Here is a 16,636-nt window from a genome sequence, read left to right as displayed (position 1 = left end):
ATGTTTGTAGATCCACATGATGCAGGCCCTGATGATGATTCAGCAATTCAAGATACGTTAGAGTACCTTGAATCATTGCCACAGTTGGCAGATAGCGACACCTTTTCATTTGCGTGTCATACTGAAGTTCCCTGCTTTAATGCATGCTGTCGCGATTTAAGCATGCCTCTTTCCCCGTACGACGTATTGCGTTTGCGTCAGGGACTTGGCATGGACAGCACCGCATTTATCAAAGAATATACAGTCATTGAACAGTACCCGAACTCCGGTTTTCCAGTGCTGTTCCTAAAAATGAATGATTCTATCGAAAAAGAATGTCCGTTTCTTAGCAAAGAAGGCTGCACGATATACGACAACCGCTCCGCAGCCTGCCGCACCTATCCATTGGGTCGTGCAACGCACCTTGGAAAAGACGGCTCTGTTATAGAACAAATTGTTGTTGTTCAGGAAGACCACTGCAAAGGCTTTGCCGAGTCCAAACAATGGACAGCGCAGGAATGGCTTAAAGATCAAGGACTTGAAGAGTACAACTTCTTTGCTGATCGTTACATGAGTATCATTTCCCGTTTTATCGACACAGATCTTGAACTGACACAAAAGCGTGTTCAGATGGCGCTGCTCGCATTCTACCAGCTCGACCACTTCAAAGGATTTATGGAAGACATGAACCTTATGGACAGAGTGAATGTACCGGAAGAACGCCGTGAAAAAATTATGAACGATGAAAAAGAGCGCCTTCTTTTTGCTATGGAGTGGATGGAACTCATCCTCTTCGGCACCAGTACAACCCTTTCACACTCTGCATAATAACGTACAAATATGAGTATGAACAACGGCATACCGGCTCATCCGGCAATCTTCCGTGCAAATCAGTGGAGCAAACTGCTTACCGAACTTGCAGACAAACGCGACAAGCGTATTGTTTTTACCAACGGCTGTTACGACATCCTGCACCCGGGACACGTTGATATTCTTGCCCGCTGCAAAGCTGAAGGCGATATTCTTGTGCTGGGACTAAACAGTGACAATTCTGTTCGCTCGCTAGGCAAAGGTACAGATAGACCGGTAAATACATTTGCAGTTCGCGCCTACGTACTGGCCCACTTGGAAAGTGTCGATTATGTTGTGGAATTTAATGAATCCACCCCGTTTGAGCTTATCAACGCGGTACGTCCTAATGTGCTCATAAAAGGTGGAGACTGGGGAATTGATTCTATCGTGGGAAAAGACATTGTGGAAAAAGATGGCGGAAGAGTACTCAGCCTTCCTCTTTTACAAGGATTTTCAACAACGTCGCTCATTGAAAAGATTCGATCTGGTTGCTAAAGCTGCCTTACCTTAGCTACAAAATATAAGTCCGCCCTTGCCGTTCCTCCGACAAGGGCGGACTCCTTTTTGCGACATGCAGTTCGGGCTAGAAACGCGGATTGTTGCGTAGCACGCCGCAAAAGAAAAGATCCCCTTAGCGCCAACAGAGGGGATCTTAGCCAAAAAACTATCTTTCCGCACATCGCTTCCGGCACTGAAGCGATTTACTCTGGACAGTCTGTTCTGCAAAAGCAGAACTCCTAAAAAACCTACACAGTATTAATCTGTTCACCAAAAACAGTCAGCTACTGTGCAAAAGGTCGCTAAGCGAACCTCGATGTTCCAGCATTCCATGCGATAAGCCATATTCACGTCTGACACATGGGGGTATCAAGCGCCGTGACCAAAAAATTTCTCTTTGCCTTGTCTGGAAGGCTGCAACAACTGCCCATAGCTATTGCATCATAAGGAGCTCGAAATTTTCAGGTATGACTGGCATTTGGAATGCTTAAAAAACAAGCAACGACATTCATATAAGTGAAAGTAGTGTCTGTGTCCTAAAAAAAGTTCTCCCGCTCGTTTCGACACCAACTTATTGTCAAGCTGCCTGTTTTCTGTAAATCTTCAAAAGACCGACAATACAACTTTCACACCGGAGTGATTTATGCCACCATCCGAATTTCAAATTCCTTCAGAAATTCTGTCAGAACTGCAAGCCCTTGCGCATGAAAAGGATCCCAACACAAAGGCTACTACGCCAGAAGAACTGCTGCATTTACTTATGCCACAACATCCTGACGTGTTAGCAGACACCCCTTCGGCACTTCTCGCAATCAAGGAAGCCATTGCTTATCTTCAAAAATAAAAGGACTACTCAGCAATTTTGCTGAATAGCCCTTATGTTATTCCACGCAATGTACTGGAGCATAAGCCGCGAGGCGATGTAACCAAGAGACTCACTTCAGAAATAAAATTTTTTGGAAACAGGTCTGCTCAAAACCGTTCAAATCAACAACGCACCTAACGCAGTTAGCATTACGATCTATTTTTTACGTTTGCTCCTGCGAGACTGCATAAACGCTGCAACAATTACGAAAAAGATAATCGCCAGAATAGCTGCCGAGGCTGAAATTGCATCTATTTCGTACTTACCGATAACCATAATCATGCCCTCCGTAATGTTACGCCCGGTTCGCATACGGACAAAGGGGTTCTGCTCCTCCATTATTTTCCGTTGTGCTCCCGATAGCGGTGAACTCAAAGCCCAGTGAAATCCTACCTGTTGTAATTGCTTTCCATTTCTGATCAACAGCTGCGTATACGGAACCCGTTGTGCGGAAATATGTCCATTTCTGCGTGAAGACATACGCTTTGCTTTGTCCCGTTCCATTATTTCCGTCTGGCCACCACTGCGTAATGCAGCCTGTAACCATGATTCTTTTAACGGTGCAGACGCAATCCCAAAACCGGAATCATCACCATACCCTAGGGCCTTTGCATTGGCATGGCATGACTCACATGGCCTTGCATTTCGTGTTACCGTATGCGGTGCGACTGGAACCATAATAAACGCGGCGGAGAGTAGATCCTCCAATCGAATGTCATGCGCCACGTATGCACTTGCTGAATCATATTTGGAAAGCACTGTTTCTTCCCTACTAGTATCCACACGATTAACAAGTAAGTCTTCGATAGTTTTATGCAGGACATTATAGATTATCGCACGATTCTTTTGAGTCGCCTGAGAAATAAAAACGTGTCTTCGAAGAATCACAGCATCATCAGGAGCAATGAGAGTAACGTCTTGCTGGAACAACGGAATCAAGGGGCTTACCCGTCCTTCCCCATTTATACCCAGAACAGGATCACGCCATTGCTGTTGTTCTGTAAGCTTCGCTGAATACAGCTTATCCGGAGTATTAAACTCCACCTGCAAATGTGTGCCGTACTCTTGCGACACCCATGCACTATGGCAACTATAGCATTCAAGAGATTCAAAGTGCTTCGGGTGCTGTAATTTTGCCGCTATAGCCCGTGCAGGATGCTTCCACTCGTGCCGCAGTGCAATCGTTTTCAAAACAGGCACCTCGTATGAGAGACCTGAAGCAGAATGCACCACCACAGCCTGCCCTCTGCGGACAACGTTACCAAAAGGATTACCACGAGCTGTTAGCAGGTAACCGTCTTCTGGAACATATACAGTTCCTAGCTTCTGCTCCAACGGGAGAATCTCCGCAGTGCCGCGTTGTTCCCCTTGTACCGGAGAAAAACCAAACTCATCTTGCCAGCCAAGCGGCAACTCCCAAGGGTAGCTGTCTGATGTACCATGACAGTCCGCACACTCCACTTCCACATTTACCCTGCCGGAAACAGCTATATTACCTGTTCCATGCATCGCCCGCGTGGAATGACAGTCTTGGCACAGCAATCCGCCAGAAGGATTACCATACCGGTTTATTCCATTATGATGCACATCATCACGCATTCTACGATATTTTTGTGTATCAGCATTGCGCAACAGTCCTGCATAGGAAGTTGCAATTTTTTTCCCTTCTGAATGACACTGGGTACAATTTTCCAACGCAATGCCTGTAGTCTCGTTTCCATTTACAACGACTTTACTTTTTAAAGTTCCCTGAAGAGAATGCGTGACCAGTTGCTTACCGGCATATCTCAAATGACAAGCTGCACATCCGGAACCTTTTTTGCCGTCATTTAGCCTACCTATGTGACACTTCATACATTCAGAACGCACATACTGATATCCTGCTAACTCAGGATATGCTTCAATATTCTCCCATTTTTGTTCGGGAACGCGTAATATCTGTTCCGTAAATATTCCATTCTGCTGACGATCCAACCTGACCATGTAGGCTTGATATTCCGGTGTGCCCGCGGACGGAAGTGCGCCATCAGAGTCTGTGATGGAAATTACGCCAAACGGTCTCTCCGGTTTAATACCCCACCCTTGCAAAGCTGCTGACATATGTCCCGTTCCCGTAGCCATTCCAGAACGGCGCAGGCGATACAAGCGCTCTGTGTGACATTGTCCGCATGTTTTATCGACTACAGACATGGCGGCAGGTGTGGTTGTGAATTCAGCAAGCAGGCTCCCCTCCGGCGCTCCTACATGCGGACGGCTTTCCCATAATGCCACAGGATCACCACCATGGCAGACAACGCAGCCATTAGGGTCACCTTGTGCTGCTCCAAGTAGATAAATTTGCTTTGCCATGTCAGAATTGTGGGAACGAATAGGAGCCAAATTGCTGTGGCAACGGCCTGCAAGACACCCTGCACCAACCGCTGGAAACCCTTCCGGCGACATTTCCGCCGGTACAGCACTCCATGCAACAGTTATCCACAACAGAATACAGCACCACGAAATAAAAAAGCTACGTAACATGCTAAACTCCTGAGCAATCCCATACGACACATTGGAATACTCAACAGTACAACAAACATAGACGCATTTCGACAATTGTTTGGAATATATCATTAAATCAACAACAGACTATATCACATGCTGCAGTGCACAATAACAACACATGCACCCTGCTACAGCATGATATTATTAAACTTTAGTATCGTAACATTTCCATAGGTTTGCTACAGGTGAAGAAGCGACTCAGGTTAGAGGCATTCTCCCCCCCCATCGTCAAGACAGGACAATATCATGGAACCCATCACGCATCGTCATTCTACGTTTGAAGAGGCAGCACACTGTGAAGCCTGCTTAGCCCGTGCGCAGCAGCAACGAAACAGCCTTTTTTTCAATGCCGATGCAATTATGCTCTACATAGCAATTGTGCTCTTTGTATGTGAGTTGCTTTTTGAAAACGTATTTCACAAGCATCACCTCCAACTGGAAGAGCTCATCTTTGTTCTTATTGCATACCTGCTTGCAGGCGGTTCTGTATTAACTAATGCTGGAAAGACAATTTTACGTGGTGATTTCTTTGATGAAAATGTCCTTATGGTAATCGCAACTGCGGGAGCAATTGCCATCCATGCTTACACAGAAGCCATCGGCATTATGATTTTCTTCAAAATTGGAGAATTGATGCAGTCACTCGCTGTTGCCCGTTCCCGACGTTCTATAGTTTCGCTGTTGGCTTCAAAGCCTGAAATAGCAAGAGTGCATACTGCGGCTGGAGTTGTTGAGCGGGAACCGGAAGATGTAATGATAGGCGAGAAACTGACTGTACGGCCGGGAGAGAAAATCCCTCTGGACGGAATTGTGCTGGAAGGTCATTCACAAATAAACACAGCAGCTATTACTGGTGAATCTGTTCCTGTTTCTGCCCGAAAGGGTGACACGGTTATGGCAGGACAAATTTGTATAGATGGCGCCCTGACTCTTCGCGTAACCCGCCTGTACAAAGAATCTTCCATCGCCAAAATTATGGAACTCGTCGAGCACGCAACTGCTCGTAAGGCAAAAACAGAAAAATTTATTACAACTTTTGCCAAGTATTACACTCCGTGCGTTGTACTGACAGCCTTGGCAGTCGCATTTATCCCGTCACTTATCATGGGCGGAGAGTTAACAAAGTGGGTATACAGGGCTCTTGTCCTGCTAGTGATTTCCTGTCCTTGTGCACTGGTAATTAGTATTCCGCTTGGCTATTTTGGTGGAATAGGACGCGCCTCCAAATCCGGAATTCTCATTAAAGGCTCAAATTTTATTGACGCACTGTCACGGACTACCTCCGTTGTGTTTGATAAAACAGGCACACTTACTCACGGCGTATTTGTTGTTAAAAGTGTTGAGCCTGCCAACGATTTTTCCAAAGAACAACTCCTTGAATACGCTGCCGCAGCTGAAGCCCACTCCACACACCCTATCGCCCACTCAATTCTTGAATATCACAAAGCAGCCGGCGGCACACTAAACGAAAGCAAACTGGAAGAAGCCAAGGCCATTCCCGGCAAAGGCGTCAGTGTGCATTATCAAGGAAAACATATTCTGGTAGGCAATGCCTCATTACTTTCGCAACAGCATATTATCTTTTCCCAGCCCAACCATGAAGGAACTATTGTATATGTAGTGATCAATAGGATTTTCGCCGGAATGATTACCATAGGCGATGCCCTGCGAGATGACGCGGCAAAAGCTATTCAGCAGTTAAAACGTCAAGGAATAGAATCTATTATGCTTACAGGAGACAATGAAGAGGCTGCCCGCTCCATTGCAAACTCACTGAAAATTGACACATACCATGCAGGTTTGCTGCCGGAGGATAAGGTCACTTTCTTTGAGAAACTACAAAATGAACAAGACTACGGGCAGATAGCTTTTGTGGGTGATGGAATTAATGATGCACCAGTTATCGCCCGCGCGGATGTAGGAATTGCAATGGGAGGCTTAGGCAGCGATGCGGCTATTGAAACGGCCGATGTTGTGCTGATGACAGACGCGCCTTCCAAAGTTTCACAAGCTATCGCCATAGCACGGCATACACGAACAATTGTATGGCAGAATATTATCTTTGCCTTCGCAATAAAAGGCATATTTATCACACTTGGAATCATCGGTGTCGCAACCATGTGGGAGGCTGTGTTCGCTGATGTTGGCACCTCTCTACTTGCACTGGCGAACTCCACACGGGTATTCGCATTTAAACACTCTTAATCTAAACTACAGTGACATGCCCCAACAACACAAAAAAGCCGCTCCCATATGGGAACGGCTTTTCGTTTTCAAACTACGTCAGAAAAGAAACTAAATGAACAAATCAAGTTCGTCACGCAAAAGACCTTCGGCAATCTTTTCGCTGTCGATCTTGTATTCACCAGAAGCAATCTGAGCTTTAATCTCAGCTACTTTATCTTCACGTACTTCCGGTGTGTTCATTGCTTCTTTATAAGCTTCAGTACGCAAACGCCCTTCATCAGAGAGGCTGACCCTATCGCCTTGGGGTTCAGCGTCAACAGAAGTTTGCGCATGATCAGCTTGTTCACGACCAGCCTGTTCGGTGCGCTTGCCTTTATTCAGCGTCGAACCGTAATCCAGCTTTGCGTTGTAATCATAAACTTTCATTCCCTACCTCCCAGTCAACGATAGACTATAACATGGTCGCATTGACTTTGTCTAAAGAGATTGCCCAAAGCTTTATCATTATTTCTTCTTTTTCATCACTTGTAACCTTTATCGGCCCCAAATCAGTTTCTTTATAAATTTGTAAAGAAAAATTCGGAAAAGGATTTCTAAAAAGAACGGCAAACCCTAAATCAACTTCAAGTTGCGCCTTTATTTCTTCCACAATCGGATTATTGCTGCCAGCAAAAAGCAAATTTTCATACACTTCTCTGGCAACTCGTTCCACAAGTCCCTGTCGCCTTGCATCAACAACGCGCTGGTTCATGTCAGATAATTGAATCTCATCGTCATTATTAGTAATATGCAAATTACGCGCCGAATCGTCCGCCCTGGAAATATGCCGGGCGGAGACCATTTGCTTCTGATACTTACGAAGCATATTTTGCACATAAAATGATTGTACTGTCATGACGCTATACTCTTAATACTCGGTATCGGCCTACTTAAGATAAACTTTAGAATGATATTCATTAGAATCTGATAAGTTCGTATTTTATTTCAACGAAAATTTCATTTAAAAAATTAACAACACATCGTTGTTGTACTTATAATGCAAAACTACAAGAAACCAGAGTCACGGTACCGCAGCCTACCTCAACTTATTGACAAAGGTATTCTTAATACAGCACAGTGCGCCAAACGATCTCTCTATTATAATCGGAACTATAGATAACATATGAATATACCAGTATACTCTACAATAAAACCAATTGTTCTGGCTTCAGGCTCTCCACGTCGAAGCCAATTTCTTTCTGAACTTGGCATTAACTTTACCGTTGAAACTCACGCAGGAGACGAACCTCTACCAGAGGCAGGAGAAGCACCAAAGCTGTTTGCCTGTCGCTGCGCCTTAGCCAAAACAATGTCTGTACGGAACATTTCTAAACAACTCGACACAGCCTGTTTTATCGGGGCAGATACTATTGTAGTACTTGGTGACGAAATTATGGGAAAACCGACTGATGATGCCCACGCACTAAACATGTTGAGCAGACTCTCCGGCAATACACATAAAGTAATAACTGCAACTGCGATTGTATACCCAGATGGCACCACAGATACATATGCGGTTGAAACTGCTGTAACGATGAAGCAATATGCAGAAAATGCGTTAAAAGCATACATCCGTACGGGAGAACCGGCAGACAAAGCAGGGGCATACGCAATTCAAGGGATTGGATCGTTTCTTGTGGAATTAATCTGCGGCTCATGGTCCAATGTTGTTGGACTGCCAGTGACTGAGTTACTGGATAAATTACAAGCTGCCGGAGTCGTTACTCCAGCCGTATAATATCTAGGAGTAGTTTCATGATCACAGAATTATCGCTGCGCGACAAAATTGCAGTTCATGTATCTCGTTTAGGACCTTCCGGCCTTTCGCCATGTGCCCCGGGAACAGTGGGATCCGCTGTGGCCATTGCGCTTGCACCAATCTTTTTTATGCCGCTCCCCATGTGGATACGTATCGTTGTCCTTGCCGTCCTTTTTTGTTGGGGAAGCATTCAAATTACGCGAGCAGAACAAGTATTAGGCAGCAAAGATCCGGGAGAAATTGTTCTGGATGAACTTGTAGGCCAATGGATAACAATTCTGCCGTTTGCAGCATTATCCTTCTGGTGGATGGTGCTGGCCTTCTGTCTATTTCGTTTTTTTGACATTACAAAACCCTTTCCGGTTAAAGACTCTGAAAAGTGGCTGGAAAACGGCTGGGGTGTCATGATTGATGATGTTCTGGCAGGACTTTACGCAATGGTATGTCTCGGCATATTACGTTTTTTATTTGCATAAGACATAGTCTTCCAGCGCTACTGGTAGAATAGTAGCGTGGATACAACCATACCAAAAAAGGCTTCGTAAGAAATTACGAAGCCTTTTTTGGTATGGAGCCCAACCATGCAAAGAGATGGGCCTCTTTGCATGGTTGGGAGTGTCTAAGACTGAGGAGTTACCTTAATGTGTTGCGAAGTTACCACTAACGGGTTTCTAACACGATAACCACAAGCAAGCGTTATCAAGCTTTTTCCACACATGAGCTACAGAAGAGCCCATGAGCATATGACGCATGAAACTATTTCCTGTGCCGGAACGTCCCATTGCCACTACTGCAAAGTTACCTTGATCGGAGGTTTCCATGATGATGGTAGCAGGGTCGTTAGAGTGTGCCATCTGGGTTCTGATAGCGTCTTCTTTTACACCGTTTGCAACCAGCAGAGCTACTGCATCGGCCACAACCTGGTGACTGGTTTTAGAAATAAAACACTGCGCCTTGCGCTGATTACGTGACTGCTTGTTCAGAAACGCAACACTAGGAGAAGCGGTAGTATATTTTTTACCGGGTGCCACATGCAAAACAGTAATGGTATGCATTGGATTAGCTGCAACCACCTGCGCTACATGTTCAGTGATGTTTCTGGAGGAACGTGAGCCGTCCACGCATAACAGCACATTCCTGCGACCATGGATCGATGAAGGGGCAAGCCAAATCGGTCTTGCACAGGATCGCTCAATAATCTCTTTTGTGATATCGGTAGATCCATTAATCATGCTCTCAAACCATGACTTGCCACGTTTACCAAGAACGAGAGCGTCATGGTTACCATTTGCAGCTTCTTCCATCAGATCCCACGCCTTAGAATGGGTCTGCAGTCTAGAAAGAAGTGACACACGGTTGCTTGAAATACCTACCTGCTTCAGACTGGTCTGAGCAGTAATCAAACATGACAGCTGTTCACCTGTTCGTGCTAAAAACTCTTCAGCAACGGTCTCTTTGGCGCTAGCAGACCGTTCATTCGTGCCGAATAACTGAAGTTTTTTAGCGTGTTGCAGATGAAAAAGTGTAAATTTTGTTAGTTCATCCTGGCAAAAAAAGTCACGTACAAAACGAATACCGTATTGTTTGGTATGGTCGTTTCCGACCCCAATGAGCACGCTAGGTTGTGTTCTAGTTTGGGACCAAACAGATGATTTCATCAGTGTTGCTTGCTGCATCATACTGTTCACTCACTATTGTGTTATTTGTTTTTCTGTGTTGGCGCACAGACCTGACTTGTTAATCAGTTGGTTTTATTGATATACAAAAGTTCTTTTTTTCACAAGGGTTTTATTCCAAACTTCTCTATCTATTATTTATAACACGAAAGTTAGCATTTACGGTGGGTTGTATTTTTATACATGTATTTATTTGCCATAATTGACAAAATTTTTTTTCAAAAAAATTGAATAAATCATCAAATAAAATTGCGGATTGACTAGTCAATCCGCAATTAGCCGAGAAGAGGCAGCAAGCAATTTTTTAGTCTCTTCTCCAGAATGACTGCGGTTATAATACCATATATGATTGTGTACACAAACAAATTTATACAAAAAGTGACGCTTTAGAACACTGCTACAATCAAATCCAGTCACGTTGTCTATTTGTATATCACCAGCCTAATATAATGAGTGTTGCAGTTTTCCGCAGTTTTTTTGTACAAAAAAGAGAGCGTGTAGTTTTAGTAATATATTTACAGCATGTTATTATAATAAAAAAATGAAGAATTCATCAACATACGAAATGTACGTAGCATCATACACACTATAGCAGGCTTACAAAAAAGCTGATACACAGGCACAGTACCTATGTTGCTGCATAGTTTCAGGAGAATGACATGAGCAGTCCTACATCACGAAGCCTGTATTACGGGGCTAACCCACTTAAACGCCCCTCCAAGGATGATCTTACTCGCGTAACAGGACGCCCTATGCCTCATCTCCAACAGGCACAAGAACTGTTAAAACCGTACCTTGTTTTCTCCACACTGCGCTCCGTTCAGGCACTTCGGATTCTGGCAAACCTCATTGGGCGCGATTACGGCATCTTCAAAATTACACAGCTGGCCTACCTTCTTGGCATGTCCAGCCGCATAGTCGAATACGACATTATCGATGATTTTTTAGGTCTCGCAATAAAAGACATCAATGAACATAGCGTCTTCAATGTTGAAATTGTCCACGTCTTCGACCATTCGGAAGCACGCAACAACACAAAAAGCGAGGAAGACGTACTTCCAGACGAAGTGGCCTTTCTCATTGTAGAAAAAGAACGCTACGAAGACTGCCCCAAACAACTTGCATGTAACTTAGTGCGTGTTGCGAACTTTAATCCTCTTGAAGCCCTTGAATATGCTGTACAGATGGACAACCGCAATCTCACAGGTGAATTCGTTTCGGAGCTGCGTATTGCAGAACAGAAAGCCGCACACATGACAATGGGCGGAAAACGATTTTATCTCAAACGCTGGATTAAGGGAAACATCGACAGGATCAACGGCGCAACCTCGCAGAAAAACAAAGCCGCAGAAAAAGCTGTCGCCTTGATGCAGGCTGAAGAATGTTTCAAAAAACGAGGGAAATACTGCTCTCCGCGCGATTCATACACGTGTTCCGTCTGCAATCAGGTATTTAAAATTACATAATATTTTTATGTACCATCATTCTCTTTCTGAATTTTTATTCAGGAAACAATCCCATATTAATTTCTCATATCTTACCAAGACCAATGCAACATGAATTCATGTGCAAGTCGCAAAAGTTTAGACTCCACGAAATCAGGAGATACGTTATGATTGGTCAATTCCGAACCATTTTCACCACCATACTTGTCTTTTTCTTACTAGCAGGATGTGCTCCAACAATCGTGGACAGCAACCTGCAACCTCAGCAGGCGATTTACGAAAACCAGCCTCCTGATGTCATGTCAGACATTCAAAAAGAACTGGTAACGGTTACGGTACAATACTACGGGTTTGACGGAGTTCGCCATCAGGGTCAGGTTGTAATTCATAAGGGGCTTGAACAAGATATTAAAAAAATCTTCAACGTTATTCTTGAAAACCGTTTTCCTGTAGAATCCGTAATTCCAATCGCCCACCCTACAATACAAAAAAAAGGCCCTTATGGCCTTTCTTCTGATACAAATAACACCTCTGCGTATGTATGGCGTCCTATTGTCAAATCTCACAAACTTTCCTTGCATGCTTTGGGGCTCGCTATAGACATTAACCCTCGTCTCAATCCATACATTAAAGGAAGTTTAGTACTCCCTCCAAATGCCTCATATAATCCTCTTAAATCAGGAACACTTGTAAGCAACTCTCCTGTTGTACAAGAGTTCAAACGTCTTGGTTGGGAATGGGGTGGAGACTGGAAACAGGGTACAATGGATTACATGCATTTTCAAAAAATAGATAACAAAACAGAAGTATGGATTCAGACATACAGAAATGACTAATGTCCTCATCCCATCTTCATTATGAAAACATGAAAATCACAAGAAAAGAACATAACGAACAATGAAAGACGGCGAAAAATGCCGCCTTTTTCCTACTTATATGTTCTGGAAAGGTATGAAGAAACAAAAATGATACGAAATTTTCAGCAATCCGACATGGAACAAGTCATTACTATTTGGCTGGAAGCTTCTATTCAAGCCCATGACTTTGTCGCCAGTGAATTTTGGGAATCAAAAAGTATAGACATGCGTGAAACATATATTCCTTCCAGTGAAACTTATGTTTATGAAGAGGATGGAATAATTAAAGGATTTATAGCGCTATATAACAATACCGTTGCAGCTCTTTTTATTTCCCCAAGCCACCAGAGACATGGCATTGGCAGCCAGCTCATCGCTAAGTCAAAAGAAATTCGTTCAAAACTTGAGCTCACGGTTTATAAAGAAAACCACAACAGCACGACTTTTTATAAGAAATGCGGATTTAAAATTATGCACGAACAGATTGATACGCATACTGGATATCCAGAATTGTTCATGGTTTTCCCTTAGCCAGTGCCTGGCAATGCTGTTAGCAAGCTTTCGCACAGCCTTCATGTTCAACCTATGTCTGTAAGGTATTATAAAAAGGGAATCCATCAGAACATGTGACTGCGAGGCCACTTTTTTATATCCACACAGTAGCCTTCACCTATTCAACAGCAAAGTCACTTACTATGCCATGCTTACATCTGTTTTCAACTTTGGGGTAAAGCGGGAGCTAATTCCAAAGAATCCGATGAAGGCATGGAAGGAGATGATGTCCTTACGCCCCCCCCGAAGAGTGGCTGCAGTGCCGCTCTTTTTTTGTGTCCAATTGTTAGGACTGGACTCGCTATGCACATGTCGTCAAGTGACGCTATGCCCCCGTAAGATCATCGCTACACTCAACTGACACCAATCTACCATCAATTTGAGGAAATTCGTAGTGATAGCATTTCTGGCGCTGAAACATTCGTGAGAATAACTTTAGCAACAAGTAGCAGTAATAAAAAAAGAACATTACTGACAACAAAGGCAGGAGAATCCATGCACAACCCCCATCAAGCCATGAGTACTGAAGAGTTTATGAAAAATGAAGTTTTTCGACAACCGACAACAAGTAGTAGGAAAAGGGGCATCGCTCAAGCAGGTGCTGATGACAGGATGGACATGACTCCTGACAATGCTCCCAAATATCAACAAACAGAGTTTACAACGGAAAAAGGAACTGTGTTCGGGGTAATGGAATTATTCAGGAATGACGAAGGACAAATTATTCAATGCACTACAATCATTGGTCATAAAAAGAACATTACTGAATATGCTTATGATAATAAGGGAAGACTGGCTGCTGTAAAGACCAATGGTGTTCTTACAGAGCAATATCGTTACGGTTCCCGTGGCGAACGGTTACAGGAATTAAATGGTACTCGTTATGTGTACAATTACTCCTCACAGCTTGAACAAATGCGAAGTCCGAACGGTAGCAAAACCTTTGTCTACGATGAAAAAGGAAGAGTTGTCCAAAAGCGTGGACGTACAGGAAGGACAACATACAGCTACAACAAGTATGGCTTGCTTGAGCAGGTGTGCCTACCTGATGGTCGTTGTATTACATATACTTATGACCCACTAGGAAGACGTGCTTCCAAGCTTGTAAACAAGAAGGTAACAGAAAAATACTGCTGGAAAGACATGCTCTGCCTTCAAGCTGCTTGTACTGGAAAAGATGATGATCATGTGGTGTTCAACTATGCGGAATCAGGAAGAAATGTATTGCAGCCAGTTTCTCTTTCATGCAATGGAAAGAAATATTTTTTAGCATATAACTATGTTGGAACACTCTTAGCCATTGCTGATGAATCTGGCTCAATCGTACACATTGAAGAAACGGATAGTTTTGGCAGAAGGATATCACGTCATAAACTTGCCAATATCGCAATGCTTAGCTTTGGCGGTGGGCAACTTGATGAAGATACAGGGCTAGTCCATTTCCTATTCCGTGACTATGATCCTGCAACTGGCTTCTTTATCCAGAAAGACCCGTTAGGATTACGTGGCGGTGACGTGGATGTGTATGCATATTGCTTGGATGATCCTGTGAACTTAGTTGATCTGTTGGGGTTAATGGGAAGTTGGAAAGATGTCCCACCAGAAGAAAAAGACGATCTTAGACGACGGACTAGAAGGTGGGGAGATGTCATGAAATGGCATAAAGATATCCCCCATAAATTTCAAACCCCTTTTGAATTTTTTTTAGATATTATCTTTGATGATGACGAGGAATCTTCAAGAGACAAGAAGAATGGGAAAGAAAATGATGAAGAGGAATCTTCTAACAGAGGTGACATAAGCACCTTATTCAATGTTACTGACTAAAAACTATAGGGGAGGGGTCTGTGAAAACAGTTAATGTAAGAAAACTATTAGGACTAGTCTTGCTTGCTTGCTATTTCTATTGGCAAGTCCCTTTTGCCTTTCAAGTTGTTATGCAACATGATTGGAATAATGAATTCATTACTCTATCAGCTTGTTGTGTTGCTATTACTATAATTGCAATACCTTGGGTTTTACTTGAGAACCGAATGGCACTAGGATTGATATGTACTGCAATGATAGTTTCTGGTGTTTTTCCTATAGTGGCTGCTGCTTGGGTTGGATTTTTACCTTCTAAAGAAACATTGTCAGCAAGTATGTCCCTAGGATTTTATGGAATATCAATTTGGTTTCTTTTCAAGAAATGAACAAGATGCTGGCAATACTCTGCCACCCTTTTTTAGGTTCATCTCCCTCTTTTTTCCTCTTCAAGCTGTTTTAAGCGGCGAAGCTCGCTTACTCCTAATCCACCATATTTCTTCTTCCAATTGTAGAACGTAGCTTCTGATACGCCCATCTTACGGCAGACCTCTTTAACTCTTGTTCCTGTCTCAGCCTGACGTAAGGCAAAAGCGATCTGCTCGGCGGTAAATTTCGTCTTTTTCATGGCAAACTCCTTGGGTCACAAGGAGGTTCGTTTGCCAAAATTCTCTATTTTTAACTGGTTTAGTTTATTGGGAAGACGCCAATCTTGGGGAAATCCCAGACCCTAGGCAGAAAGCTGCAGACGGACGAGCTGATCTAATTAACGAGATGAATAAGAGAGCTGATGGTAATTCTTCTTCAGATAAGAAAAAAATAGTACGCAATATAGAGCGAGCAGCCTTCTATATTGAGCAACAACCTGAAAAAAATTATGTTGACAACACATTGTCATTAAAAAACAAATATCAAATCAAGTTTGAATAACAAGAACAAGAAATGTTGTTAATAAAGAGGTAATAGTGCCGTTTCTTATAGATTGTTTCCGGATTTATCCAGTTTACTTGGCGTGCATCCTTTTATTTGTAAATATAGTGTGTTCGATTTTCTGCTTTGATCTACGACGTGCTGTTTCCTATCACTTTTTTTGCAAAGCTGGATTTAAAGGTCATAAAAGCGATATATCCGTTGTAACAAATAGAACTAGGTTTCCGTTTCTTCTCATTGGGCTTTTCTTTGCCTACCCAGCATATTGGTTCTTGCAGTTGCCCCTTCACATAAATGGTATGATGAGTATTGTGGTAATTTCTATCACATGTTTTTTATACATCACACCGCTGCTTATATTTATCAGTAGCTTTTTCCATGCAGTGGCAACAGAAGGCGACACAATATACTTCATTGGAATTGTCCCTGTTTTCTTCACATGCAAGCAGAAGGAAATAGATCTTATCGGCGACCAGCATGGTTCATGGGGAATCCCAATTTCTACATTACGGCGAGGTGTGCACAGGTATAGTGTGGCAATTTCTGATATCCGATCTGTCATTTTCGATTCAGATTAAGACTACCTAAGAGAGGTAGAGCTTACTTTACCTGCAACGAAGTAGCAAATTTGATAGCGAATCGTAAAACCA

General features: G+C 43.2%; 15 protein-coding genes and 1 pseudogene. 11 read left to right on the top strand and 5 right to left on the bottom strand.

Annotated elements, in window-relative coordinates:
• From F461_RS0102645 to F461_RS0102635, 3 genes are all read left to right on the top strand, one after another.
• Positions 1-807, top strand: a complete 807-nt coding sequence (locus F461_RS0102645) for a YkgJ family cysteine cluster protein (protein WP_019999606.1) — start codon at positions 1-3, stop codon at positions 805-807.
• A gap of 18 nt (positions 808-825) precedes the next feature.
• Positions 826-1,326: a D-glycero-beta-D-manno-heptose 1-phosphate adenylyltransferase gene (rfaE2, locus tag F461_RS0102640; protein ID WP_019999605.1), complete on the top strand. Its 501-nt coding sequence runs from the start codon at positions 826-828 to the stop codon at positions 1,324-1,326.
• A gap of 646 nt (positions 1,327-1,972) precedes the next feature.
• Entirely contained in the window at positions 1,973-2,173 is a 201-nt protein-coding gene (locus tag F461_RS0102635) for a hypothetical protein (RefSeq protein ID WP_019999604.1), read from the top strand.
• Between the two features lie 177 nt (positions 2,174-2,350).
• Here the strand turns inward: F461_RS0102635 and F461_RS16895 are convergent, their stop codons facing one another.
• Entirely contained in the window at positions 2,351-4,714 is a 2,364-nt protein-coding gene (locus F461_RS16895) for a multiheme c-type cytochrome (RefSeq protein WP_019999603.1), read from the bottom strand.
• A gap of 270 nt (positions 4,715-4,984) precedes the next feature.
• On the opposite strand from F461_RS16895, the gene F461_RS0102625 reads away from it, so the two are divergent.
• Positions 4,985-6,943 (top strand): heavy metal translocating P-type ATPase, encoded by a 1,959-nt coding sequence (locus F461_RS0102625; protein WP_019999602.1) that lies wholly within the window; start codon positions 4,985-4,987, stop codon positions 6,941-6,943.
• A 90-nt stretch (positions 6,944-7,033) separates the two neighbouring features.
• On the opposite strand, the gene flgM is transcribed toward F461_RS0102625, so the two are convergent.
• Complete coding sequence (gene flgM, locus F461_RS0102620; RefSeq protein WP_019999601.1) at positions 7,034-7,351, bottom strand: flagellar biosynthesis anti-sigma factor FlgM; 318 nt, start codon at positions 7,349-7,351, stop codon at positions 7,034-7,036.
• Between the two features lie 25 nt (positions 7,352-7,376).
• Entirely contained in the window at positions 7,377-7,820 is a 444-nt protein-coding gene (locus tag F461_RS0102615) for a DVU0524 family FlgM-associated protein (protein ID WP_019999600.1), read from the bottom strand.
• A 267-nt stretch (positions 7,821-8,087) separates the two neighbouring features.
• Between F461_RS0102615 and F461_RS0102610 the strand changes: the two genes are divergently transcribed.
• Entirely contained in the window at positions 8,088-8,702 is a 615-nt protein-coding gene (locus F461_RS0102610; RefSeq protein ID WP_019999599.1) for a Maf family nucleotide pyrophosphatase, read from the top strand.
• A 17-nt stretch (positions 8,703-8,719) separates the two neighbouring features.
• On the top strand, positions 8,720-9,199 hold the full coding sequence (locus F461_RS0102605; RefSeq protein ID WP_019999598.1) for a phosphatidylglycerophosphatase A family protein: 480 nt from the start codon (positions 8,720-8,722) through the stop codon (positions 9,197-9,199).
• 195 nt (positions 9,200-9,394) lie between these two features.
• On the opposite strand, the gene F461_RS18450 is transcribed toward F461_RS0102605, so the two are convergent.
• Positions 9,395-10,402: a universal stress protein gene (locus F461_RS18450; protein ID WP_019999597.1), complete on the bottom strand. Its 1,008-nt coding sequence runs from the start codon at positions 10,400-10,402 to the stop codon at positions 9,395-9,397.
• Positions 10,403-11,058: 656 nt separating this feature from the next.
• Here F461_RS18450 and F461_RS0102595 point away from each other — a divergent pair.
• The 5 genes from F461_RS0102595 (at position 11,059) to F461_RS16880 (ending at position 15,445) form a co-directional block, all read left to right on the top strand.
• Positions 11,059-11,865, top strand: coding sequence for a hypothetical protein (locus tag F461_RS0102595; RefSeq protein WP_019999596.1), 807 nt, complete (start codon positions 11,059-11,061; stop codon positions 11,863-11,865).
• A 146-nt stretch (positions 11,866-12,011) separates the two neighbouring features.
• Positions 12,012-12,680: a M15 family metallopeptidase gene (locus F461_RS16885; protein WP_019999595.1), complete on the top strand. Its 669-nt coding sequence runs from the start codon at positions 12,012-12,014 to the stop codon at positions 12,678-12,680.
• A gap of 156 nt (positions 12,681-12,836) precedes the next feature.
• Positions 12,837-13,232, top strand: coding sequence for a GNAT family N-acetyltransferase (locus tag F461_RS0102585; protein ID WP_235633771.1), 396 nt, complete (start codon positions 12,837-12,839; stop codon positions 13,230-13,232).
• A 516-nt stretch (positions 13,233-13,748) separates the two neighbouring features.
• A complete protein-coding gene (locus tag F461_RS0102575; RefSeq protein ID WP_019999592.1) occupies positions 13,749-15,080 on the top strand; it encodes an RHS repeat domain-containing protein in 1,332 nt (443 codons plus the stop codon).
• Positions 15,081-15,100: 20 nt separating this feature from the next.
• Entirely contained in the window at positions 15,101-15,445 is a 345-nt protein-coding gene (locus tag F461_RS16880) for a hypothetical protein (RefSeq protein WP_019999591.1), read from the top strand.
• Between the two features lie 47 nt (positions 15,446-15,492).
• On the opposite strand, the pseudogene F461_RS16875 reads toward F461_RS16880, so the two are convergent.
• Positions 15,493-15,684, bottom strand: a pseudogene (locus tag F461_RS16875) (transposase); the annotation flags it as partial.
• Between the last annotated feature and the right edge of the window lie 952 nt (positions 15,685-16,636).

The organism is Halodesulfovibrio aestuarii DSM 17919 = ATCC 29578 (assembly GCF_000384815.1).
Classification (GTDB): Bacteria; Desulfobacterota; Desulfovibrionia; order Desulfovibrionales; family Desulfovibrionaceae; genus Halodesulfovibrio; species Halodesulfovibrio aestuarii.
Note: the sequence above shows the minus strand (reverse complement) of the source record. Positions and strands in the feature narration are given on the sequence as shown.